The sequence below is a fragment of the Acinetobacter piscicola genome (assembly GCF_002233755.1).
Lineage (GTDB): Bacteria > Pseudomonadota > Gammaproteobacteria > Pseudomonadales > Moraxellaceae > Acinetobacter > Acinetobacter piscicola.
Genome location: NZ_KZ268704.1, coordinates 223,854 through 247,047, shown reverse-complemented (window position 1 = coordinate 247,047; position 23,194 = coordinate 223,854). Strand labels below are relative to the sequence as shown.

Below are 23,194 nucleotides of genomic sequence, written 5' to 3'. Positions count from 1 at the left end.
TTGATCAATCATAATTAAATGCTTGTTCAAATCTAATGATGTGAAAATTGCATTTTCGCAACAGATTAAACTTGCTTGAAAGTACAAGATTGAAAATTAACGACACACATTTAAAAATTAAAATTGAGGGTATAGCTTTGAAATACAGATTCATAAAAAGTGCTTTAACAACAGCAATCATGTCAGCATCTGCACCACTTTGGGCAGGTACGGCAGTACAACCTACAACTACTTCATCAATAGCTATACAAGCTCAAAAAAAATCAGGTCTAGAAAAGCAATATTTTGACTCAAGTGTCAGTGAAAAAGATGATTTTTATGAACATGTAAATGGATTATGGTTAAAAAATACCGCAATTCCTGCTGATAAATCACGTTGGGGAACGTTTGATATTTTGCATGAAGATTCGGTCAATCAGTTACATGATATTGTTGATGAATTATCAAAACAACAATCGGCAGAAGGAAGTGCTGAACAAAAAGTATTATACTTATATGCCAATTTTATGGACGAAAAAGGTATTGAAGCACTGGGAATAAAGCCAATCCAAGCTGAAATTTCAAAGGTTGACGCATTAAAAACCAAAAAGGATATTGCTCAATTAGCAGCACATTTTTCACGTATTGGAGTGACGAGTCCTTTTGACGTGGGAATCGAACAAGACATGAAAGATTCTACGCAAATGCGTGCTGTACTTGGGCAAAGTGGCTTAGGTCTTCCTGATCGTGATTATTACTTAAAAAATGATGCTAAATTTAAAAAAATCCGTTCGCAATATGTCGCTTATATTGAAAAAACACTTGCAATGGCAGGGGATAAACAGGCATCACAACATGCTAAAGATATTCTAAAATTAGAAACTCAAATTGCAAAAGTGCAATGGAGCAATGTCCAAAATCGTGATGTACAGAAACTCTATAATATTTATAAAGTTGAAGACTTAGCCAAGTTAAGTCCAAAAATTGATTGGCAAACCTATCTAAAAGGACAAGGTTTGGCCGATAAAATTCAAACCATTCAAGTGGTTCAACCGAGTTATTTTAAAGCGCTTAGTCCGATTGTAGAAAATAATAGTTTAGATACATGGAAAGCCTATTATAAATTTCACTTAGTCAGCGATTTTTCATCTTTATTGAGTAAAGCTTTTGTCGATAACAGCTTTAATTTTTATAGTTATCAACTTAGAGAAGTGAAAGAGCAAAGACCACGTTGGAAACGTGGCGTACAGTTAGTTGAGGGTACTCTCGGCGAAAGTTTGGGTCAGATTTATGTGAAAAAGCATTTTTCTGCCGAGAAAAAACAACGCATGGAGCAACTGGTTCAAAATCTAATGAAAGCTTATCAACAAAGCATTGATGGTTTAGATTGGATGAGCCCAACAACAAAAGTTGAGGCACAGAAGAAATTGGCGAGTTTTGCTGTGAAAATTGGCTATCCAAATAAATGGCGAGACTACTCAGCTTTAGAGATTAAAAATAATGATTTGGTTGGTAATGTGATCCGTTCACGTGAATTTGAGCATCAATATGCATTAAATAAATTGGGTAAACCTGTTGATCGTGATGAATGGGGGATGACACCACAAACCATCAACGCATATTACAATGCATCTTTAAATGAGATCGTTTTTCCTGCTGCAATTTTACAGCCGCCTTTTTTTGATATGGATGCAGACGACGCCACAAACTACGGTGCAATTGGTGCGATCATTGGGCATGAAATCAGCCATGGTTTTGATGACCAAGGTAGTGAGTTTGATGATGTCGGTAATATGAAAAACTGGTGGACGGATGAAGATCGTAAAAAGTTTAAAGAAAAGACAGCAGTTCTCGTGCAACAATACAACGCTTATGAGCCTGTGAAAGGCTACCATGTCGATGGTGAGCTTACCTTAGGTGAAAACATTGCCGATAACTCGGGACTTGCGATTGCTTATAAAGCGTATCAGCTGTCTTTAAATGGTAAACCTGCGCCCGTTTTAGGTGGCTTCACAGGTGAACAGCGTTTCTATTTAGGATGGGCACAAGCATGGCGTTCTAAAATTACAGATGCATTGCAAGTTGAATATATAAAAAGAGATCCTCACTCACCCGATAAAGTCCGCGGTAATGCAACATTGCTGAATCAAACACCGTTTTATGACGCGTTTAAAATCAAACAAGGTGACAAGATGTACTTGCCAACCAATAAACGAGTGACCATTTGGTAAGTGATTTCACTTTTAATTTATCCATTTTTACCGAATTTTAACTCAGCTTAAAATTCGGTTTTTTATGATTTATCGCTATTATCCAAGTTTTAAAAATACAACTTAGATTCTAATATTCTTAACTTTGTTTGATCAGGTCTCAAACTGATATGAGTAATGTGTTTTGATCGTTGTTTTATTTTGATAAATGGATAATAAAATCAATATATTAAGTTTGTTATTTTAAGCAATTTCATATATTTTCATTTAAAAAATATAATCGAGAATTGTGACGTGAATTTCAAAACATTGCTGTTGTTGGGTGGGGTTGGTTTTGTTTTGCATGGCTGCGCCAGTATGAATGGATTAACATCAGAATCGTTTAATCAGTATACGTCGCCTCAAGAAGTGATTGATAAAAAAAATATCAATGACAATAACAGCTCAGCGAAAGAATATGTCTATTACTGGGGACCTCAGCAGAGCGAAACGGAAATTCAATCTTTATTGCCTAAACATTATTTAAGTCGTTTTTGTGCAGCCAAAGGTGGAAAGTTTTCCTCAGTTCAGAAAAGCTCAATGGGTTTAGTGAAAGACATTTGGTCAAAAAAATTACTCAATACCTATAGCAGTGTCAAACAAGGGATCGGTGCATATCAATGTAAACAAAGTGATGGTCAGCAGTGGTATGTGTCAATAGAACCTATTTCTGAACGTAAGTTAGATCATACTGAAACTCGAGTGGTTAATTTGCAGACGAAGCTTGTATCTCTGGATGAGCTGAAAAAACTCTATGCAAAAACGGTTGCAATACCAGTCGTACAAGAGAAAAAATCGACTGCAAATAATTCTAAAATTACCGCTTTAGTCAAAGTACCGCCAGTAAAAGTGGTAGAAGAGAAAAAGCCAGTGATTCCACCCGTTGAAGAAGAAAAAGAAAAACCTCAAGTTGAAAAAGTTGTTTTATCGCCACAACTTCAACAGATGCAACTATATACCACTGCACGTAAAGACTTAGGGCGTGGGCAAAATCAAATTAATGCATGTAATAATGCTGAACGTGCTTATGGTTATGGACGCTTGCGTGGGGCAAGTGGAATCAATATTTATGCAGAGTCAGGTATTTTGGTTGCGAAATGTTTAACCAGTGTACCGAGTTATAGCCGTCGTTTTTCGAATCCGCAAGATCGAGCAAAACGTATTTTACAAAATCTATCCGCCAATCAGAATCATGCTGTCGCTAAATATATGCTTAAGCAGATGAATTAATAATTTATATCATTGTATTTAAAAATAAATTTTCAGTGACCGGTAGCTTTTTATTCTACTGGTCTGAACTTTTAGAAATTCTATTCGTATTCAAACGATAAAGATTCGTTTACAGAGTCATAACAGGTGAATCATTGGATTTCATGATACAAAGGAAATTATTGAGTATTAGAATTTAATCTATGGCACGTTTAGTTTTTCCTTCAATTGGTCAGCGGTTTTCTCGTAGTGTTCAGTCTGCTTCTATCGCCGTAGCTTTGCTTGGGACTACGCAATTGGCAACAGCAGGGCAAACGGTAGATCAGTTAAGTGATTGTTTAGTCAAAGCGACTACAGCAACCGATAAAACCACTGTGCTGCAATGGACTTTTTCTGCCTTATCTACTCATCCAGATTTAAAAGCATTGAGTAATGTGACAGATGCACAACGAGATCAACTCGATCAAAAGTTTGCTCAGGTTTTGCAACGCGTAATTGTTGAGCAGTGCGCGACTCAAACTAAAGCTGTGATTCAAACTGAAGGTCTACAAGCAGTTGGTGATAGTTTTCAGGAGTTAGGACGCAGTACGGGTGAAGATATTATTCAAAATCCAGAAGTGAAGAAACAATTACAAGGTGTGATTCGCTATGTAGACTTGAATAAATTAGTCACGACTTTTTTAACACCTGATATTTTTAATAAATTAGGCATTACCCGATAGTTTTAATTTTATTTTGAAACCCTCTCCTTGACTCAGGAGAGGGCTTTTATCTTTAGTTTGATCAATGCATTGCATTATAAAAATTTAAAATAGGCGTTGCTAAGTTTTGATTGGCTTTGTCTAAAGTGACATGAATATTCACAAAATTAAAATCACCATTATCTGCGTATTTCGCAATACCATGTGTTTTGTTATTCAAATTGGGAATTTGATAACTAAAAAATGCTGTGGTTTTAGATGGATAAACCAGCTTTAATTTTTTATTGAGATCTTTATAGCCTCCAAATTCTGAATCAAGACTTTGTTTTAACAAGTTTGGAAAATACAAGGTCGCATTCGGTAAGCCACAACCCACACAGAAAGATGAGTCATACGCTGTAATCGCTTCTTTTTTATTTGGACTCATCATCAGAACTGAGCTTGTGCCATTGGCGCCTGTTGCCGCTGAGATATCTGTCCAATGTCTTGGAACAAGGATATAACCAAGACTTGGAATTGCAACGAGTTTGAGTTTTTCAGCCTGTCTGGGATCAAGTTTAAAATTGAAGGAACAATTACTTTTTGTACAAGGCTCAGTATTTTTAAGCAAACCATCCTCAGCAGGGTTTTCTACCGTTACGCTGTAAGCAGGAATTTTGACTTGGTTTGAAAATGTCGCCTGTCCGAGAGCGTAGAATTGGTTGATTTTTTTCCTTTGAGCATCTGTGTTTGAAAACTTTGGAAAAGTGGGCTGAAAGGTTTCTACATTCTGTGCATGTGCAGTGGTGGCAAAAAAAGATAACAGTAAACTAAGACCGATGATTTGCTTTTTCATTTTTAAAATACGCTGACTTCGATGATTTAAAAATAACATATTGTTAAGATTTGTGGGAAATCGAGCTGATGAATTTGTTAAAGGCTTGGTTGTGGTTTGGAATAGGATTGCTATCGTTGAAGAACTAGGATTGAAGAAACAGTTACACTTTAGTATTTTTCGCATCAATCAATTGAGGGAAGAATTGGTTTAAATACTGTGATATAAAACCCTCAGAAAAAATTGATTATTTTGCGAAATTACAGTTTGAGCCTAAATTAAATTCAAAATATGCTTTTTTAGATAAGCGTATAGATTGGGATTTGTAGTATAAAATATTTTATAAAACGAATACTTTTTGAGTAATGGATATGACACATCGCCAAACGATTTTGAAATGGATTGCAGCAACATCTTTGGCAGTATGTGCAATGCCTAGTTTTGCTTGTTCAGATTTACCGAATATTTGTGAAATGAATGCACAGCATCATCAAAATATGATGGATATTGGACATTCGATTGCCGAAGCAAATTATTGGCAACAACAAGAGGACATGGAGGCCGAAGATGAATATTATTATCACCATGAGCCTTCATATGGTTATGACCCAACATTACAACGCATGAATGCGGCAGGTGGTGTGGCAAATACTATGTCAAACCATGCCACTCGATTAGAACAAGTTAAAAATGACCCACGTTACCAAAGTTATGAAAATGGTAGTTGGGAGTTTTTTCAGGATGCCCCAAAAGTCAAAGCAGGTGAATATTGTGCTGCGTTATATTGGCAGAAAGATAGTTTTATTCGAGTGTCGGGCCCAGGTGGTGAATACAAAGGTGCATTACTAACCTTTTGGGGGCCAAATATTCCAAAGCCTGAAAAGCAACAAACGATAAAAATTTCGTTATATCAAAATGATGAAGCACCGCAGAATGTACAAGTGTTTAACTATACTTTGCCGAATTATGAATATGGTGCAATTGCGATCGCTGTACCGACTTTGGATGCTTTGCTGTCGAATATGGAAGATAAAATGAAGTTTGAAATTAAACAGGATGGCAAATCGATTACCAATATTGCTTGGCATAGTGGTTTACGTGCAAAAGAGATGTTAAAGCAGTGTACGAGCGGCAAGTGAGTTGTATAAATTGGACAGGTAGTGTGCTTTTAAAATTTAATATTTTTTTAATTTTAAAAATACGCTAACTTTGATATGTGAAAAATAACATATTGGTGTAGTTTGGGGATATGAAATTTACTAAAAGCCAGATGTAGAGTTGAATGATATGATTTGTTAGGTCGATTTAAATAAATTGTTAAGAGGGCAGTGATGGATATTTATTCTCTCCTAAAATAATTAGATTCTATGTCGTAAAGCCATTACTGATATTTTAAGTATTGGTAATGACTATTTTGTATCTAAATTTTATACTAAATTTAGAAAAGAAAGCTTTTATTTTTATAAGTTCATTTAAATTTTTTTAGGGAAAATATATGGATCATAAAAACTTTGATCAATGGTATGTAGATAATGCACATCTTTACGATTCATTAGCACAGTCGGTTGTGCAAATTTTAAAAAGTATTATGAAAGCCGAAAAAATTTCTTATGTGGATGTTCCTTATCGAGTCAAAACAAAAGATAGTTGCTTAGGTAAATTAAAAAAGAAAAGCAATTATACTTCTTTTAAAGATATGACCGATTTAGCTGGTTTAAGAATAATTACCCTTGTCGAAAGTGATTTGGAAAAAGTATCTAAAATTATTTCTGAAAATTTTAATGTGCATGAAGAAGACTCTGGTGATAAAGCTGATTTATTAGGAACAGATAAATTCGGTTATCGTTCAATTCATTTTGTATGTGACCTCGGTAAGAAAAGAGAGAGACTTCCAGAATTTACTCTTTATAAAGATTTATGTTTTGAAATACAAATTAGAACTGCACTATCACATGCTTGGGCAGAAATTGAACATGATCGTGGTTATAAACTCGGAGGAGAACTTCCTCAATATTTAAAACGACGCTTTAATCTTCTATCTGGTTTGTTGGAGTCAGCTGACTTAGAGTTTAATCGTCTGACTACAGAAATAGAAGATTATAAAAATAAGTTGAAGTCGTCTAATTTGAATGATTTGTTGGACTTAGATATAAATAGGTTAAGTTTAATTAGTTATTTAAATGTAAAGTTGAAGGAAATAGGTTTTAATCCATTGAACTATTCTATAGATAATTTTGATGATTCTGAAAACATTGTTTATCAATTGCCGAAATTTTATAAAGTATATACAATTAATGATTTAGATAAAATTTGGAATAATAATCAAGAGAAAGTATTTAAAGTAATAGGAGACTTTAAATACTTGTCAGCACCACTTTTTAGAGTTTTTATGGCTGAAAATTTGGAAATTTTCTTTAAAATGATTTATGAGATTTGTGGTTTTATTGATAAATCTGATGTGGAATTGACATTAGGTTTACATGATAGGGAAGTAGTAGATGCTATTATAAAAAATAATAATTATGAGGTTTTAGATTTGTTTAATGAATAAAAAACCGCTCTAAAGCGGTTTTTTTGAAATTAGATCAGCCTTAACCAATCAATTTCTTCATTAATTCATTCACTTGAGCAGGGTTGGCTTTACCTTTTGCAGCTTTCATGACTTGACCGACGAGACCATTAAAGGCTTTTTCTTTACCAGACTTGTACTCTTCGACCATTTTTTCATTGGCTGCAAGTACATCTTTGATAATTGCTTCAATGGCACCTGTATCAGTTTCTTGCTTTAAGCCTTTCTCAGCAATAATGTCATCCGCAGATTTTCCTTCTGCTTCCCACATAAAACCAAAAACTTGCTTGGCAATCTTACCGTTAATGGTGTTATCGACAATACGTGCAATCATGCCACCCAATTGCTCAGCAGAAACAGGCGAGTCTTGAAGTTCTAAACTGGCTTTGTTTAAAGCACCAGAGAACTCACCCATCACCCAGTTTGCAGCAACTTTACCTTGAGCAGCACCACCCGCAGCAACCACAACAGCTTCATAGAAATCAGCCATTTCACGAGAAAGCGTCAGTACATGCGCATCATACTCAGTCACACCAAAATCAGCGATAAAACGAGCACGGCGTGTTTTTGGCAACTCAGGAAGCGCAGCTTTAGCCATTTCAACTTGTTCATTTGAAATGATAACAGGAAGTAAGTCAGGATCAGGGAAGTAACGATAGTCGTTCGCTTCTTCTTTAGAACGCATCGAACGCGTTTCCATCTTCACCGTATCAAACAAGCGCGTTTCTTGGTCGATCTTGCCACCATCTTCCAAAATGTCCATTTGACGTTCAATTTCAACATTGATCGCTTGTTCAATGAAACGGAAAGAGTTGATGTTTTTCAATTCACAACGTGTACCGAATTCATTCCCCGGACGACGTAAAGACACGTTACAGTCACAACGGAAAGAACCTTCTGCCATGTTACCGTCAGAAATACCCAACCAACGCACTAAAGTGTGAATCGCTTTGATATACGCCAAAGCTTCTTCCACAGAACGCATATCAGGCTCAGAGACGATTTCGAGTAAAGGCGTACCTGCACGGTTCAAATCGATACCCGACATACCTTCAAATTGATCATGGATCGATTTACCAGCATCTTCTTCTAAATGCGCACGTGTTACGCCTATGCGCTTCACTGTGCCATCTTCAAGCTGAATGTCGATATGACCCAAGCCAACAATTGGATTGTCCATTTGGCTGATTTGGTAGCCTTTAGGCGAATCAGGATAGAAATAGTTCTTACGTGCAAACACAGAAGCTTGATCGATATACGCATCGATACCTAAACCAAAGCGAATCGCAAGATCAACTACTTCCTTATTCAAAACAGGAAGAACCCCCGGCATTGCCAAATCTACAAGGTTGGCTTGCGTATTTGGGTCTTGACCAAAAGTCGTTGAAGAACCTGAGAAAATTTTAGAATTGGTCATCAACTGCGTGTGGATTTCAATCCCGATAACGACTTCCCATCCATCAATCAAGTTTGATTTAGGTGCTTTTTGAGCTTGAGCCATTAGATGTTCTCCTCAGCAATTGCCGCACGTTTGGTATGCCAATCTGTATTTTGTTGATATTGATGGACAATAGATAACAATTGAGACTCTGACCAATAGTTACCAATCAACTGTAAACCTACAGGGAGCTGATTTGCATCAAAACCAACAGGCGCATTGATCGCTGGTAAGCCTGCCAAGTTCACAGCAAGCGTATAAATATCGCCTAAATACATTTCAGTCGGGCTAAGGTTTGCACCGATTTTGTAAGCTGTGGTTGGAGCAGATGGTGCAGCAATCACATCAACATTTTCAAAGGCTTTTAAGAAATCTTGTTGGATTAAACGACGTACTTTCTGTGCTTTGACATAATAAGCATCGTAGTATCCAGCCGATAATGCATAAGTACCAATCAAGATACGACGTTGCACTTCTGCGCCAAAACCTTCTGAACGAGAACGTTTATATAGGTCTAAAATATCCGTAGGGTTTTCACAACGGTAGCCATAACGAACGCCATCATAACGTGATAAGTTAGACGATGCTTCAGCAGGAGCAATGAGGTAATAGGTAGGTACATAAGCTTCAGTCATGTTGAGGTCAACCTCAACCAATGTTGCGCCCATGTCCTCTAACTTCTTCAATGATTCTTCAACACGTGCTTTAACGTCAGCATCTAAGCCTTGAACATTAAAGTATTGTTTAGGAATACCAATACGTAAGCCTTTTACTGCTGTTGCATTTAAATTTGCAACATAATCATCTACTTCTTTATTGACAGAAGTAGAGTCTTTAGCATCATGTCCAGCAATGGTGTTCATCAAATATGCACAGTCTTCAGCAGAACGTGCCATTGGGCCACCTTGGTCAAGTGATGATGCAAATGCGATCATCCCGAAACGTGATACACGCCCATAAGTCGGTTTTAAGCCGGTTAAACCACAGAATGATGCAGGTTGGCGAATTGAACCACCCGTATCTGTACCTGTTGCAATTGGGGCTAAATCCGCAGCAACCACAGCCGCAGAACCACCAGATGAACCACCCGGAACGTGTTCTAAGTTCCACGGGTTTTTAGTTGCACCATAGAATGAACTTTCAGAGGTTGAACCCATTGCGAATTCATCCATGTTCACTTTACCTAAAGTGACCAAGCCTGCTGCTTTGGTTTTGGCAACCACAGTTGCATCATAAGGTGAGATAAAATTATCCAGCATTTTTGAACCCGCAGAAGTGCGAATTCCTTGCGTACAGAAAATATCTTTATGTGCAATCGGAACACCAGTCAATATACCTGCTGTACCTGATTTAAGTAATTGATCCGCAGCATCGGCTTGAGCGAGCGCTTGCTCGGCAGTCACCGTCACATACGATTGAACACGACCATCGATTTTTGCAATACGGTCTAAATAGTGTTGAGTCAATTCACGAGATGAAAACTGAGCAGTTTTTAACCCTTCAGTCATTTCACGAATCGATAAACGGTGTAAATCAGTCATGAGTACAATTCTTTACGATTAATTTTATAAATAGGTTTAATTGGTTGAATATTATTCAATCACACGAGGTACAAGGTATAAGCCGTCTTGTGTTGCAGGGGCGATCGCTTGATATTGTTCGCGATGATTAGTTTCAGTCACAACATCAGGACGAAGTGGCTGTGGATGATCAAATGGGCTTTTAAGTGGCTCAACACCTTCGGTATCAATACCTTTTAATGTTTCCATCATTCCCAAGATTTTATTTAAACTTTGAGCATATTCAGCAGATTGCGTATCATTCAACGACAATCGAGCAAGGTTGGCAATCTGCGATACTGTTTGTGCATTTAACTCTGCAGTGTGCTGAGCATCTGAAGTTGACATGATGTCTGACCTAATTAGTTTCAAAAAAATTCAAAATATCGTGCGTTATAATAAGCGATTGACTTGTTCAAATCATCACATTTAGTTAAAGTTGCCATCTTGCGTCCACATAAAGTTTAAACTGAGAACGACCCGTGATTCTAAAACGACTAATTGGCTTGTTTTCGCCAGATCTTGCCATTGATTTAGGCACTGCAAATACACTTATTTATGCACCTGGAAAGGGCATTATATTAAATGAACCGACAGTTGTGGCAATCCGTCACAGTGGTTCGGCGAAAATTGTTGCAGCTGTAGGCTTAGACGCTAAGCAAATGCTTGGTCGTACACCTGCAAACATTTCTGCAATCCGTCCAATGAAGGATGGTGTGATTGCAGATTTTGAAGTCACTGAAACTATGTTGCACCAATTTTTAGATAAAGTGAATGAAAAACGTTTATTTCCACCCGCACCTCGTGTAGTGGTTTGTGTACCGTGTAAATCAACTTTGGTAGAACGTCGTGCCATTCGTGAAGCTGTATTTAATGCAGGCGCACGTGATGTACGTTTGATTGAAGAGCCGATGGCTGCTGCAATTGGCGCAGGTATGCCTGTAGAGCAAGCTTGTGGTTCAATGGTTGTCGATGTCGGTGGCGGTACAACAGAAATCGCGATCATTTCATTACAAGGTTGTGTGTACGCAGATTCTCTACGTATCGGTGGTGATGTGTTTGATGAACAAATCATTAACTATGTGCGTAAAGCACATGGCTGTGTGATTGGTGAAACAACTGCGGAAACCATTAAAAAAGAAGTGGGTATGGCGATTTCTGATGGTAAAACGTTAGAAATTGAAGTCCGTGGTCGTAATTTGGCAGAGGGTGTACCTCGCGCTATTACGGTGACTTCTGATGAAATTACGCAAGCGATTTCAGATCCTTTACAAAGTATTGTTTCAGCAGTGAAATCTGCATTAGAACAAACACCTCCTGAACTTTCTTCAGATATTGCAGAACGCGGTATCGTGTTAACAGGTGGTGGCGCATTATTGCGTAATTTAGATACATTACTTGCTCAAGAAACAGGTTTACCTGTTGTTGTTGCTGAAGATCCTTTAACTTGTGTGACTCGTGGTGGCGGGAAAGTCTTAGAATTCTTTGACAATCCAAACCATGATATGCTTTTTGTAGGCTAAACTTTCGTAGATTCAGTTTAAGGATGAGACGGTGCAACCGAATCTCTTTTCAAGACAACCGCCGTCTTTTCGCTCGTTCATCATTGCGGTCGTCACTTGTTTGGTCGTGCTGTTTTTTAACTGGCGCATGCCACAAGTGATTCAACCTGCAAGAGATGTCTTGTATGCGGCGTATAACCCGATTTATGCCTTAGCGAGTTATCCAGTGTTGTCGAAAGAATGGCTCAATCAACAAACCAAATCTGAAGCACAATTGCGTCGTGAAAATACAGCGATGCAAGCTGAGCTGCTTCAAGCGCAAGTGCGTCTGCAAAAACTGTCTGAACTTTCTGCTGAAAATACACGTTTACGTGGTTTACTTGATACACCATTAATCATCGATGGACGTATGGAGATTGCAGAAGTTATTGGTACAGATGCCGATCCATTGCGTCATATCATTATTATTAACCGTGGTTCTGTCAATCAAATCAAAGTGGGTCAAACTGTTTTGGATGATAAAGGGATTATGGGGCAAGTGATCAGTGTTTATCCACACAGTAGCCGTATCATGTTGCTTTCAGATAAAGAACATTCTTTATCTGTGCGTTTAGAAAGTTCAGGAATGCGGGCAATTGTGACAGGTACAGGCGATTTAGGTCGTTTGAAAATGGAATACGTCCCAACCAGTGCCAATATAAAAGTAGGCGATAAAGTCTATAGCTCTGGTTTAGGACAGCATTTTCCAGCGGGTTATTTGGTGGGTTCGGTTTCTAAAGTCATGCGCCATAATACAGGTGAATTCGCTCAAATTGATGTCGTACCTGCTGCACAATTGGCTGGTGGTCATCATGTGGTGGTATTATTTTCTGATTCATTAGCGATGGAGCAGCCAAATGTTGATCGCTAAAAAGTTACGCTCAGAAAAACAGCGCAAAGACCCATTATTCATTATCGTCGTTTCAATTATTGTTTGTTCGATTTTAGTCGTTTATCCGATGTCTTATGTATTTGCGGGTTGGCGACCACTGTATATGTTTTTGATCATGTTGTTTTGGGTGCTTTGTCAGCCAACATGGTGTGGGGTTTGGTTTGCATTTACGATGGGACTATTTACAGACCTGTTATTAGATGCACCTTTAGGCATGAATGCTTTAAGTTATGTGTTAATTGCTTTTCTGACGCGTTATTTTATTCGTGAAAGACGTGTACTGACCTTTAGTAATCTGTGGATTATTAGCATGTTTGCTATATTGGCTCATTTGGTTTTTACTTTTATGGGACAAGTGATGGCAGGTGTGCATTTTTCGTTTGCACGACATTGGCAACCTTTAGTGTCTAGTATTTTATGCTGGCCTATTTTCTATTATTTATTGAGAAGATGGCGCATTTAATTTTAGCTTCGAGTTCACTTCGACGAAAAGAGTTATTATTACAGGTCGGTTTGGATTTTGAGATCTGTAGTCCAGATATTGATGAATCTGTTTTAAGCCATGAACAAATTGATCATTATGTACAACGATTAGCGATACAAAAAGCACAAGCTGTTTTGGATTTATTTCCTAAAAGTACGGTGATTGCTGCGGATACAAGTTTGGTTTTTGCCGATCAAATCATTGGTAAACCTGAATCCAAGCAACATGCTTTTGATATTTGGACATTATTGTCAGGTCAAAAACATGAGGTGCTCACAGGTGTTTGTGTTGCAAATGCTAAACAAATATTGAGTGTTGTGGTTCGTACTGAAGTTGAGTTCCAATATTTAACCTCTAAGGATATGGAAGAATATTGGGCGACAGGTGAACCGATAGGTAAAGCAGGCGGATATGCGATCCAAGGTTTTGCCGCAAAGTATGTTAAACATATCAATGGTAGCTATAGTAACGTTGTAGGACTACCATTACATGAAACAATACGGTTACTCGATCAAATAGAGCAGGGCAGTTGACGCACTAAATTAACTGCTGAAAAGAATTTTTATAATGTTTTGAGTTTTGTTATGTCTGACGAGTTATTGATTAACGTCACGCCTATGGAATGTCGTGTGGCCTTAATTCAAAATGGTACGGTCAATGAATTATTTGTTGAACGGACTGTAAAGCGTGGGTTGGTTGGAAATATTTACAAAGGTAAAGTGGTTCGAGTACTTCCGGGTATGCAAGCTGCTTTTGTAGATATTGGGCTTTCTCGTACTGCTTTTTTACATATTAATGATATGGTTTGGACACGTAACCAACCTACACCTAATGTCTTTGAACTCTTACAACCCGGACAAATTCTCACTGTTCAAGTCATGAAAGACATGCTTGGAACAAAAGGTGCGCGTTTAAGTACAGACCTTTCTATTCCTTCTCGTTATTTAGTATTGATGCCTTATGGTCATCATACTGGGGTTTCACAACGTATTGAGTCCGAAGAAGAACGTGACCGATTACGTTCGATGATTGAACGCATTCAAGCAGAACATAAGCTACCAGGTTCGGTGATTGTGCGTACTGCTGCCGAAGGAATTGAAGAAGCAGCGATTGCCCAAGATATGGCTTATTTGGCTAAGCTATGGCAATACATTCAAGATAAACAAAAAAGTGTAATTGTCCCGTCTTTAATTTTTGAAGAATTACCCTTACCACAACGTGTGATTCGAGATTTGGCAAATGAAGATACTGCTAAAATTTCAGTCGATTCACGTGAAATTCATGCCAAGCTGCAAGAGTTTGTTTGTGAATTTGTGCCAAGTATGACCAATCGCTTGATCCACTATCCGGGTGAGCGTCCAATTTTTGATTTGTATAATGTTGAAGAAGATATTCAACGTGCATTGCAAACACGAGTTGCTTTGAAGTCTGGGGGGTATTTGATGATTGATCAGACCGAAGCCATGACCACAATTGATGTCAATACAGGTTCTTATGTGGGTGGGCGTACGCTAGAAGACACTGTATTTAAAACCAATATGGAAGCGACACAGGTGATCGCTCGCCAACTTAGGTTGCGAAACTTAGGTGGTATTATCATTATCGACTTCATTGATATGCAAGAAGTTCAGCATCGTGAAGAAGTGATGAATCAGTTTGATAAGATGCTTGAACGTGATCATGCCAAAACGAAGATTACTCAAGTTTCAGAGCTTGGCTTGGTTGAAATGACTCGTAAGCGTACACGTGAGTCACTAGAGCATTTGCTTTGTGAGTCATGTCCTGCTTGTCAGGGACGTGGTTATATTAAAACTGCAGAGACAGTATGTTACGAAATTTTTCGAGAAATCCTAAGATATGCTCGTGCTTTTGAATCTCAGAGTGGCTTTACTGTCGTTGCACATCCTTCAGTGATTGATCGACTTTTAACTGCAGAAGCACCAGCAGTCGCAGATTTAGAGCATTTCGTACATCGCGTGATTAAATTCCAAGTTGAAAATTTATATACGCAAGAGCAATACGATATCATTTTAAGCTAAAATTGTAACAGAATATCGTTAAACAGTTGTTACATCTGAAATTTTACTTTGTGCTTTGATTTCACAATACTAGACGTAAAGGTAGCCAAAGACATTTCTTCCTTTAAAATAGTCTTAGCAAGTGAGGTTAAAATGAGCGTAAGTGAACAAATAATAAAAAGCGGTATTAAGCATGTACTAGAGTCACAGCCAAAAAATACATGTGTAATGTTGGATGATGATGGTAAAGAAGTAAACATTACCAAAGATATGGTTGTGAATGTATGCCATCAGCTTCTGAGACAATGCCGTAATGTTAAAAATTAAGGGGCCTATTTAAGCCCCTTAATTTTTTATAAAACTTGTTGTTCAATCGAACAAGTTTCTGATTTCAATGATGACACATTTAAAAATTTACTCTTTTACAAGGTAATCTTCTCATCTTTGAAAAAGAGGGGAATTATCAAAAATTTAGAATCTTTACTCACACCCTCCTTTGAAAAAGGAGGGTGAAATGTTTAAATGAAAAGCATTGAGCCCTTAAGCGGGCTTTTGTATTTCAGTTGATTCTACAATCACTGGTTTTGAGTGTGTTGTTTTTGATGGTTTTACATCCGCAATTTCATTTGCAACATCACGAGTTTCTGGATTTTTTTCAGCAATCAATTGTTCAAATTTCTGAATTTCATTTTCTAAATGTGTCAGTAAGTTTTGCAATTTAGGTAGTGATTTACGGCAACCTGTTAAACCGACTTCTAATTTATCCAAATAACTGGTCATGGTAATATTCAGTGCTTGTCCATCAAGAACAATAGATGCAGGGTAGAGTGCATCAAGCTTTGCACCATTCCAATACAGCGGTTCACGAGGCCCCGGTACATTGGAAATAATCACATTGAATGCTTGGCGTTTAGGCATCATTCCAGAAGCAATATTTAAACCAGCTAATCCATAAACAAAAGCGCTGTAATTCAAAATTTGATCTGAATTCATGCGTTTGAAGCGAGTTTTTGAGTTTTGTACACTACGACGAATGATTTCTAAACGCTCTTCAGGGTGTTCTTTATGTGTCCCTAAATTCGCGAGAATCATCGTGATTCGGTTACTCATATCGGAGTCATCATCACGTAATGACGCAGGAACCATTGCAATTAGTGGTTTTTTCGGTAAAGCATCTTGTGTAATTAAGTAATCACGTAATGCACCTGAACAAACTGCCAGTACGACATCATTAATGGTGACACCTAAAGCTTTAGAAATATTTCTAAAACGATCAAGTTCAAAAGATTGTGCTGCAAAACGACGTGAAGAACTTACGCGTTGATTAAACAAACTACTTGGTGCTTGAAAGCTTGATACATAATCGGGGTTTTTCCCCATTTCTTTAAAAACAGTTTGGAAGAGTTCTTGCGTCACTTTAGGCGCAGCTTCAATTTGCCCTTTCAGTGTGTTGAGTATTTTCTTAACTTTGCCGAGTTTAGGTTCTTTGAAACGTTGGGAACGTTTACCTTCCACACACCAAGGTGGAATAATGGTTTTAGCATTTGGATCTTTTGAGAAAGATTTTTCTACTAAGCGCATCCCTGCTACACCATCAATCATGGCGTGGTGAATTTTAAAGTACATGGCAAAACGATTGCCTTCAATACCTTCAATGATATGACACGTCCAAAGCGGTTTTGCACGGTCAATCAATGCACTGTGTTCTTGTGAAATATAAACCAATAATTCACGAATTCGCCCCGGATGAGGAAGAGCGATATGGCGGAAATGGTGATCGATATCAAAATCTTCATCTTCATCCCAAAAGAAACCATTTAAAAGGTTGTTAAAGGGTGGAACAGGAATACCTTTTGAATTACGAATATCTGCTACTAAGTCTTGGATAAAAGTAGAAGGTGCATGCTCGGGAATTTCAAATAAGAATAACCCACCAACATGCATGGGTTGCTGCCGTTTCTCTAAATTAAGAAAAATAAAATCGATTGGGTGTAATGGGCGCATAATTTTAGATTGCCTCACTGCAATTTATACAACAATTCATGTCTGAGTGTTGTGTTGTTAGAATTATAAAACTTAACATGAAGTATAAAACGATTTCGATACTAAAATCCAAGCATTTCGATGAATGATAGGTCTAGAAAAAAGTCACCAAATGTAGTGACTTTTTTCAATAAATAAAGTGCTTAAATTATTTTAGGTTACCTGCATGTAAACCACATTCCTTATGTGTTGCTTCTTCCCACCACCAACGACCTTCACGTTCATGTTGGTTTGGCAAAACGGCACGTGTACAAGGTTCACATCCAATCGAAATAAAGCCCTTTTCATGTAAAGGATTGTATGGAATTTCCATCATACGAATGTAGTTCCATACATCTGCACTAGACCAATTTGCAAGTGGATTATATTTAATAAGCTGTTTACCTTCACCAGAGAATCCTGAATCTGCTTGAATAACAGGAATTTCCGTACGCGTACCCGGACTTTGATCTTTACGTTGCCCAGTGACCCAACCATCTAATGTTGCAAGCTTTTTACGCAAGGGTTGTACTTTGCGAATCCCACAACATTCTTTATGATCATCTTGATAAAAACTAAATAATCCCTTTTCATTCACGAGTTGCTGCACAGCTTCAGCTTCTGGGAAACAGATTTCAATTTGAATGCCGTAATGTTTACGTACAGTTTCAAGAAATTGGTAAGTTTCTGGATGTAAGCGCCCTGTATCTAAGCTAAATACACGGAATGGCTTTCCAAGATTATGCGCCATGTCAATCAACACAACATCTTCTGCGCCAGAAAATGAAATTGCAATTTCACCTTGTTGCGACAGTGCGAGTTCTAATATTTCAGATGGAGATTTATCGGCATATTCCGCAGCAAGTGCATCAACAAGATCGATAGTTGGAATGGTGGTCATATCTGCTCCTGGCAGTTGGCTTGAAGCTATGTTCGATGTCGACTTTAATCCTAGCAAATTAAACATTGTCTAAATATAGATCAGCTTAAAAATGGTTGAATCAGGCGCAATAGTCATTTGAAATTAATTTTATTTTAAAGTAAATGAAATAAACTGCTTAGCAGATTAATTAGAATACTTATGAATAAAATAGATTTATATAGCTAAAAATTTATTTGATTTGAATTCACAAACTTCTTTTACATATTCTGTCTATTGAATAGATCGCACTCAAATTTATTCCAAATCGAGCTTGTCTTAGTAAATCTGTAATGAAAAATGAATTGACGCAGAAACTTTCCGTCATCTTTAAAACTTTAATGCTATGATAGCGCCAAAATTTTAAACCGACATTTGGGAGAACCCATGGAAATCGTATGTCTTGATCTTGAGGGTGTATTGGTACCAGAAATCTGGATCAATTTTGCTAAAAAAACAGGAATCAAAGAATTAGAAGCCACAACGCGTGATATTCCAGACTACGATGTGTTGATGACTCAACGTTTGAATATTCTTAAACAACATGGTTTGGGTTTGAACGATATTCAAGCTGTAATTGCAGATATGGGGCCATTTCCGGGTGCAAAAGAGTTTGTCGAATGGGTTCGTACACATTTTCAATTGATCATTCTTTCAGATACATTCTATGAATTTGCTCATCCTTTAATGAAGCAATTAGGTTGGCCAACGATTTTCTGTCATAAGTTAGAAACAGATGAAAATGGTATGATCACTGCCTATAAATTACGTCAACCTGACCAAAAACGTGAAGCTGTAAAAGCATTACATGGTTTAAATTATCGTGTGATCGCGGCAGGCGATTCTTATAATGACACCACAATGTTGGGTGAAGCAGATCAAGGTTTCTTATTTGATGCGCCTGAAAATGTCATTCGCGAGTTTCCACAATTCCCACCAATTCATGGCTATGAAGCTTTGAAAGAAGCGATTCGTAACGCTTCGGTACGTGATATTCCAGCTTAATCCGTAAAATAGTAAATGTAAAAAAGACGCTAAATGCGTCTTTTTTAATTGTATTGCTTTAAAGTGAAATTTACTTTCAATCTTCAATCTTCAATCTTCAATCTTCAATCTTCAATCTTCAATCTTCAATCTTCAATCTTCAATCTTCAATCTTCAATCTTCAATCTTCAATCTTCAATCTTCAATCTTCAATCTTCAATCTTCAATCTTCAATCTTCAATCTTCAATCTTCAATCTTCAATCTTCAATCTTCAATCTTCAATCTTCAATCTTCAATCTTCAATCTTCAATCTTCAATCTTCAATCTTCAATCTTCAATCTTCAATCTTCAATCTTCAATCTTCAATCTTCAATCTTCAATCTTCAATCTTCAATCTTCAATCTTCAATCTTCAATCTTCAATCTTCAATCTTCAATCTTCAATCTTCAATCTTCAATCTTCAATCTTCAATCTTCAATCTTCAATCTTCAATCTTCAATCTTCAATCTTCAATCTTCAATCTTCAATCTTCAATCTTCAATCTTCAATCTTCAATCTTCAATCTTCAATCTTCAATCTTCAATCTTCAATCTTCAATCTTCAATCTTCAATCTTCAATCTTCAATCTTCAATCTTCAATCTTCAATCTTCAATCTTCAATCTTCAATCTTCAATCTTCAATCTTCAATCTTCAATCTTCAATCTTCAATCTTCAATCTTCAATCTTCAATCTTCAATCTTCAATCTTCAATCTTCAATCTTCAATCTTCAATCTTCAATCTTCAATCTTCAATCTTCAATCTTCAATCTTCAATCTTCAATCTTCAATCTATTTGAATATCTTGAAAATTCCAAAGTAAATGTTGCAACAACATCAAAATTTGAGTAGTAGAATGATTGAACGAGCATTGAAAAACATAGATTTTCAACTCTCATGAAGGTAGGAGTAGGGTCAAAGATAGCAAAATTGAACAAATGAGTTTAATAAATGCCATTCTTTTTAGGTGATAGCAGGTTTAATCTGTTGAACTTATGATATTTTATTCATCTCATGTTCGTTTTCGAAAATAAAACAACAAGGTTTATCAAATGAATTTAGCAATCCGCCAACAACAGACTTTAGAACTGGTTAAAGAACGTGGTTATATTAGTATTGATGAGTTAGCGCAGCATTTCTCTGTAACACCACAAACAGTACGCCGTGATATCAATCAATTGGCTGATGATGGCTTGTTACGTCGATATCATGGCGGAGCAGCGATCGATTCTAGTTCTAGTGTATCCAATACAGATTATAGTATGCGGATTGATCATAATTTTGAAGAAAAACAAAGAATTGCAAATGCTATTGCAGATGCTGTTCCAGATCATGCATCTATTTTTATTAATATTGGAACAACGACAGAAGCCATTGCGCATGCATTGATGGAGCATCAAGGTTTAAAGGTAATTACCAATAATTTGAATGTTGCCAACATCTTAAGTAAGAAAGAAGATTTTGAGATTCTGATTGCCAGTGGCAAGGTTCGTCCAGATGGTGGTGTGATTGGTCAAGCGACATCGGATTTTTTCAAACAGTTTAAAGTAGATTATGCGCTCATTGGTATTAGTGGTATCGATGAAGATGGCACATTGCTTGATTTTGATTTTCAAGAAGTTTCTGTTTCTCAAGAGATTATTGCAGGTGCAAGGCATGTTTTTCTTGCGGCGGATCATAGTAAATTTGGTCGCCATGCCATGATGCGCTTGGGGAGTTTGGCTGATATTGAATGTCTTTTTACCAATGAAAAGCCAACTGATGCTTTTCTACAAAAAATTAAAGAAGCAGATGTTACATTGGTGATTGCTTAAGATATATGACATTCTCATTCAAATAAAAATGTGCTGATCACTGATATTAGGTATTTAAAACAATCAATCATTGTGCAGTAATAGAGAAAAGATTTGAACGATTATTTTTAAGTATTGGTGATTAATGAAAAATAACGAAAAACAAAAATGTAATTTGGTCGGTTTTTGATAGACAGTATCGGCTTAATTGTTTATTATTTTTGTTAAATGAAAATAAACGAAAATTTTGTATTGTATAGGTGGTCGAAATGAATCAAAGTCTTGAGCAACAAACGTGTTATGACATTGCTGTAATTGGTGGTGGAATTAATGGTGTTGGGATTGCCACAGATGCGATCGGACGTGGCTTATCTGTATTTTTATGCGAGAAAGATGATTTAGCTAGTCATACTTCATCTGCAAGTAGTAAGTTGATTCATGGTGGCTTGCGTTATCTAGAACATAAAGAATTTCGATTGGTTCGTGAAGCTTTGGCAGAAAGAGAAGTTTTATTGACTAAAGCGCCACACATTATCCGACCGATGCGTTTTATCATGCCGCACAAACCTCATTTACGACCTGCATGGCTGATTCGTACAGGCTTGTTCTTCTATGATCATTTGGGAAAACGAGAAAAACTTGCTGGCTCAAATTTAGTTCAATTTGTTGCTGAAACAAGTCCATTAAAAGATGAAATCACCCGTGGTTTTGAGTATTCAGACTGTGCAGTTGATGACTCTCGCTTAGTTATTCTGAATGCTATACAAGCTCGTGAAAAGGGCGCAAAAATTGTGACTCAAACACGTTGCGTATCAGCTAAACGAGAAAATGGGCTTTGGGTCGTAGAACTGGAAAATGAGCAAGGTCGTTATCAAATTCATGCTAAAGTTTTAGTCAATGCTGCGGGGCCGTGGGTTGCACAGTTTATAAAACAAGATCTAAAACTTGAATCTCAATATGGTATTCGTTTGATACAAGGCAGTCATATTATCGTGCCTAAAATTTATGAGGGTGATAAAGCTTTCATTATGCAAAATGATGATCAACGTATTGTTTTTGCAATCCCTTATTTAGATAAATACACCATGATAGGTACGACGGATCGTGAATATACAAGTGATCCAAATCAGGTTGAAATTACCCAGTCTGAAATTGAATATCTTTTAGATGTTGCAAATGATCATTTTAAAAAGACATTGCAGCAAGATGACATTATTCAAACTTTCTCAGGGGTTCGTCCATTGTGTGATGACGAATCTGATAATCCAGCGGCAATTACACGTGACTACACTTTGGTTTTATCGCAAGATGAAGAGAATGAAGCACCTTTACTTTCTGTATTTGGTGGTAAGTTAACGACTTATCGTAAGCTTGCTGAATCAGCAATGGATCATTTGAAGAAGTTTTTTCCTGAAATGGCGAAGCCATGGACTGAAAAAGCATTACTGCCTGGTGCAGAAAATTTAAACTCTATCGATGATTTAGTGACTGAAATACAAAACAAAATTAAAGGTCTTGAGACTGAAACAGCAAGCCGTTGGGCACGTGCATACGGAATGTGCGTGTGGAATTTTGTTCAGCATGCAACATCAGTTCATGAGCTTGGTCAGCATTTCGGACACGGCTTATATGCGCAAGAGGTTGATTATTTGGTTGATTCAGAATGGGCGGTCACAAGTACTGATATTTTAAAACGTCGTACGAAACTGTATTTAGAATTCACTCAGGATGATGTTCAATCTTTAGATGGATATTTAGTGGAATTACATCAACGTCGTATGCAGAAAGAAGTGGCTTAGTTTAACGATTCTATAGGGAAAGCTAGTTGTAGATTCTCGCAATAAAACAAAGCCTTTAAATAAGTAATGCCAGTCAGTTAAGCATCTTTAATCCTCCCCAACCCTCCTTTGAAAAAGGAGGGGGTATCTTGGATTCAATACCGCATTGAATTCACGAGTGTTCCCCTCTTTTTCCTTGCGCCACAA

At 37.1% G+C, this 23,194-nt stretch carries 20 protein-coding genes and 1 pseudogene; 15 read left to right on the top strand and 6 right to left on the bottom strand.

Annotation, left to right across the window (positions count from 1 at the left end; translation table 11 throughout):
- Nucleotides 1-137 precede the first annotated feature (137 nt).
- The 3 genes from CDA10_RS01060 to CDA10_RS01050 all read left to right on the top strand — a co-directional run bounded on the left by CDA10_RS01060 (nucleotide 138) and on the right by CDA10_RS01050 (nucleotide 4,159).
- Nucleotides 138-2,210 carry a M13 family metallopeptidase gene (locus CDA10_RS01060; protein WP_089603776.1) on the top strand — a complete coding sequence of 691 codons (2,073 nt, stop codon included), beginning with the start codon at nucleotides 138-140 and terminating at the stop codon, nucleotides 2,208-2,210.
- Nucleotides 2,211-2,483: 273 nt separating this feature from the next.
- Entirely contained in the window at nucleotides 2,484-3,458 is a 975-nt protein-coding gene (locus tag CDA10_RS01055; RefSeq protein WP_089603669.1) for a hypothetical protein, read from the top strand.
- 182 nt (nucleotides 3,459-3,640) lie between these two features.
- Nucleotides 3,641-4,159: a hypothetical protein gene (locus CDA10_RS01050; RefSeq protein WP_089603668.1), complete on the top strand. Its 519-nt coding sequence runs from the start codon at nucleotides 3,641-3,643 to the stop codon at nucleotides 4,157-4,159.
- 61 nt (nucleotides 4,160-4,220) lie between these two features.
- Here the strand turns inward: CDA10_RS01050 and CDA10_RS01045 are convergent, their stop codons facing one another.
- Nucleotides 4,221-4,973, bottom strand: coding sequence for a DUF4850 domain-containing protein (locus CDA10_RS01045; protein ID WP_089603775.1), 753 nt, complete (start codon nucleotides 4,971-4,973; stop codon nucleotides 4,221-4,223).
- Between the two features lie 185 nt (nucleotides 4,974-5,158).
- Here CDA10_RS01045 and CDA10_RS17210 point away from each other — a divergent pair.
- The 3 genes and pseudogenes from CDA10_RS17210 to CDA10_RS01035 all read left to right on the top strand — a co-directional run.
- A pseudogene (locus CDA10_RS17210) lies at nucleotides 5,159-5,281 on the top strand (type VI immunity family protein); the annotation flags it as partial.
- Nucleotides 5,282-5,323: 42 nt separating this feature from the next.
- On the top strand, nucleotides 5,324-6,091 hold the full coding sequence (locus tag CDA10_RS01040; RefSeq protein WP_089603667.1) for a hypothetical protein: 768 nt from the start codon (nucleotides 5,324-5,326) through the stop codon (nucleotides 6,089-6,091).
- A 356-nt stretch (nucleotides 6,092-6,447) separates the two neighbouring features.
- A complete protein-coding gene (locus CDA10_RS01035; RefSeq protein WP_089603666.1) occupies nucleotides 6,448-7,503 on the top strand; it encodes a GTP pyrophosphokinase in 1,056 nt (351 codons plus the stop codon).
- Between the two features lie 40 nt (nucleotides 7,504-7,543).
- On the opposite strand, the gene gatB is transcribed toward CDA10_RS01035, so the two are convergent.
- The 3 genes from gatB to gatC are packed head-to-tail and all read right to left on the bottom strand — an operon-like array spanning nucleotide 7,544 to nucleotide 10,866.
- The gene (gene gatB / locus CDA10_RS01030; RefSeq protein WP_089603665.1) at nucleotides 7,544-9,022 is read right to left on the bottom strand and encodes an Asp-tRNA(Asn)/Glu-tRNA(Gln) amidotransferase subunit GatB; all 1,479 of its coding nucleotides are present in this window, start codon (nucleotides 9,020-9,022) and stop codon (nucleotides 7,544-7,546) included.
- A complete protein-coding gene (gene gatA / locus CDA10_RS01025) occupies nucleotides 9,022-10,500 on the bottom strand; it encodes an Asp-tRNA(Asn)/Glu-tRNA(Gln) amidotransferase subunit GatA (RefSeq protein WP_089603664.1) in 1,479 nt (492 codons plus the stop codon). Before gatA ends, gatB begins: the two co-directional genes overlap by 1 nt.
- A gap of 51 nt (nucleotides 10,501-10,551) precedes the next feature.
- Entirely contained in the window at nucleotides 10,552-10,866 is a 315-nt protein-coding gene (gene gatC / locus CDA10_RS01020) for an Asp-tRNA(Asn)/Glu-tRNA(Gln) amidotransferase subunit GatC (protein WP_010116006.1), read from the bottom strand.
- Between the two features lie 134 nt (nucleotides 10,867-11,000).
- On the opposite strand from gatC, the gene CDA10_RS01015 reads away from it, so the two are divergent.
- The 6 genes from CDA10_RS01015 to CDA10_RS16955 all read left to right on the top strand — a co-directional run bounded on the left by CDA10_RS01015 (nucleotide 11,001) and on the right by CDA10_RS16955 (nucleotide 15,780).
- A complete protein-coding gene (locus tag CDA10_RS01015; RefSeq protein WP_089603663.1) occupies nucleotides 11,001-12,041 on the top strand; it encodes a rod shape-determining protein in 1,041 nt (346 codons plus the stop codon).
- A 31-nt stretch (nucleotides 12,042-12,072) separates the two neighbouring features.
- Entirely contained in the window at nucleotides 12,073-12,930 is an 858-nt protein-coding gene (mreC, locus tag CDA10_RS01010) for a rod shape-determining protein MreC (RefSeq protein WP_089603662.1), read from the top strand.
- Nucleotides 12,917-13,414 (top strand): rod shape-determining protein MreD, encoded by a 498-nt coding sequence (gene mreD / locus CDA10_RS01005; protein ID WP_089603661.1) that lies wholly within the window; start codon nucleotides 12,917-12,919, stop codon nucleotides 13,412-13,414. The genes mreC and mreD overlap by 14 nt, the downstream gene beginning before the upstream one ends.
- On the top strand, nucleotides 13,402-13,968 hold the full coding sequence (locus CDA10_RS01000; protein WP_089603660.1) for a Maf family nucleotide pyrophosphatase: 567 nt from the start codon (nucleotides 13,402-13,404) through the stop codon (nucleotides 13,966-13,968). The genes mreD and CDA10_RS01000 overlap by 13 nt, the downstream gene beginning before the upstream one ends.
- A 51-nt stretch (nucleotides 13,969-14,019) precedes the next feature.
- Nucleotides 14,020-15,474 (top strand): ribonuclease G, encoded by a 1,455-nt coding sequence (gene rng, locus CDA10_RS00995; protein WP_089603659.1) that lies wholly within the window; start codon nucleotides 14,020-14,022, stop codon nucleotides 15,472-15,474.
- Nucleotides 15,475-15,606: 132 nt separating this feature from the next.
- Complete coding sequence (locus CDA10_RS16955) at nucleotides 15,607-15,780, top strand: PA1571 family protein (RefSeq protein WP_010116013.1); 174 nt, start codon at nucleotides 15,607-15,609, stop codon at nucleotides 15,778-15,780.
- Between the two features lie 213 nt (nucleotides 15,781-15,993).
- On the opposite strand, the gene CDA10_RS00985 is transcribed toward CDA10_RS16955, so the two are convergent.
- Together CDA10_RS00985 and CDA10_RS00980 are read right to left on the bottom strand one after the other, a co-directional pair.
- Entirely contained in the window at nucleotides 15,994-17,457 is a 1,464-nt protein-coding gene (locus tag CDA10_RS00985; RefSeq protein ID WP_089603657.1) for a WS/DGAT/MGAT family O-acyltransferase, read from the bottom strand.
- A gap of 187 nt (nucleotides 17,458-17,644) precedes the next feature.
- Nucleotides 17,645-18,376, bottom strand: coding sequence for a phosphoadenylyl-sulfate reductase (locus CDA10_RS00980; protein ID WP_089603656.1), 732 nt, complete (start codon nucleotides 18,374-18,376; stop codon nucleotides 17,645-17,647).
- 405 nt (nucleotides 18,377-18,781) lie between these two features.
- Here CDA10_RS00980 and thrH point away from each other — a divergent pair, with 405 nt between their 5' ends.
- The 3 genes from thrH to glpD all read left to right on the top strand — a co-directional run bounded on the left by thrH (nucleotide 18,782) and on the right by glpD (nucleotide 23,008).
- On the top strand, nucleotides 18,782-19,399 hold the full coding sequence (gene thrH / locus CDA10_RS00975) for a bifunctional phosphoserine phosphatase/homoserine phosphotransferase ThrH (RefSeq protein WP_010116018.1): 618 nt from the start codon (nucleotides 18,782-18,784) through the stop codon (nucleotides 19,397-19,399).
- Nucleotides 19,400-20,468: 1,069 nt separating this feature from the next.
- Nucleotides 20,469-21,230 (top strand): DeoR/GlpR family DNA-binding transcription regulator, encoded by a 762-nt coding sequence (locus CDA10_RS00970; protein ID WP_089603655.1) that lies wholly within the window; start codon nucleotides 20,469-20,471, stop codon nucleotides 21,228-21,230.
- 248 nt (nucleotides 21,231-21,478) lie between these two features.
- Nucleotides 21,479-23,008: a glycerol-3-phosphate dehydrogenase gene (gene glpD, locus CDA10_RS00965; RefSeq protein ID WP_089603654.1), complete on the top strand. Its 1,530-nt coding sequence runs from the start codon at nucleotides 21,479-21,481 to the stop codon at nucleotides 23,006-23,008.
- The last annotated feature ends 186 nt before the right edge of the window (nucleotides 23,009-23,194 follow it).

Bases quoted from the DNA above. Each gene is read 5' to 3' on its own strand.
- CDA10_RS01050 (WP_089603668.1), top strand. From the start codon at position 3,641: ATGGCACGTTTAGTTTTTCCTTCAATTGGTCAGCGGTTTTCTCGTAGT.
- CDA10_RS01045 (WP_089603775.1), bottom strand. From the start codon at position 4,973: ATGAAAAAGCAAATCATCGGTCTTAGTTTACTGTTATCTTTTTTTGCC.
- CDA10_RS01040 (WP_089603667.1), top strand. From the start codon at position 5,324: ATGACACATCGCCAAACGATTTTGAAATGGATTGCAGCAACATCTTTG.
- CDA10_RS01035 (WP_089603666.1), top strand. From the start codon at position 6,448: ATGGATCATAAAAACTTTGATCAATGGTATGTAGATAATGCACATCTT.
- gatB (WP_089603665.1), bottom strand. From the start codon at position 9,022: ATGGCTCAAGCTCAAAAAGCACCTAAATCAAACTTGATTGATGGATGG.
- gatA (WP_089603664.1), bottom strand. From the start codon at position 10,500: ATGACTGATTTACACCGTTTATCGATTCGTGAAATGACTGAAGGGTTA.
- gatC (WP_010116006.1), bottom strand. From the start codon at position 10,866: ATGTCAACTTCAGATGCTCAGCACACTGCAGAGTTAAATGCACAAACA.
- mreD (WP_089603661.1), top strand. From the start codon at position 12,917: ATGTTGATCGCTAAAAAGTTACGCTCAGAAAAACAGCGCAAAGACCCA.
- CDA10_RS01000 (WP_089603660.1), top strand. From the start codon at position 13,402: ATGGCGCATTTAATTTTAGCTTCGAGTTCACTTCGACGAAAAGAGTTA.
- rng (WP_089603659.1), top strand. From the start codon at position 14,020: ATGTCTGACGAGTTATTGATTAACGTCACGCCTATGGAATGTCGTGTG.
- CDA10_RS16955 (WP_010116013.1), top strand. From the start codon at position 15,607: ATGAGCGTAAGTGAACAAATAATAAAAAGCGGTATTAAGCATGTACTA.
- CDA10_RS00985 (WP_089603657.1), bottom strand. From the start codon at position 17,457: ATGCGCCCATTACACCCAATCGATTTTATTTTTCTTAATTTAGAGAAA.
- CDA10_RS00980 (WP_089603656.1), bottom strand. From the start codon at position 18,376: ATGACCACCATTCCAACTATCGATCTTGTTGATGCACTTGCTGCGGAA.
- thrH (WP_010116018.1), top strand. From the start codon at position 18,782: ATGGAAATCGTATGTCTTGATCTTGAGGGTGTATTGGTACCAGAAATC.
- CDA10_RS00970 (WP_089603655.1), top strand. From the start codon at position 20,469: ATGAATTTAGCAATCCGCCAACAACAGACTTTAGAACTGGTTAAAGAA.
- glpD (WP_089603654.1), top strand. From the start codon at position 21,479: ATGAATCAAAGTCTTGAGCAACAAACGTGTTATGACATTGCTGTAATT.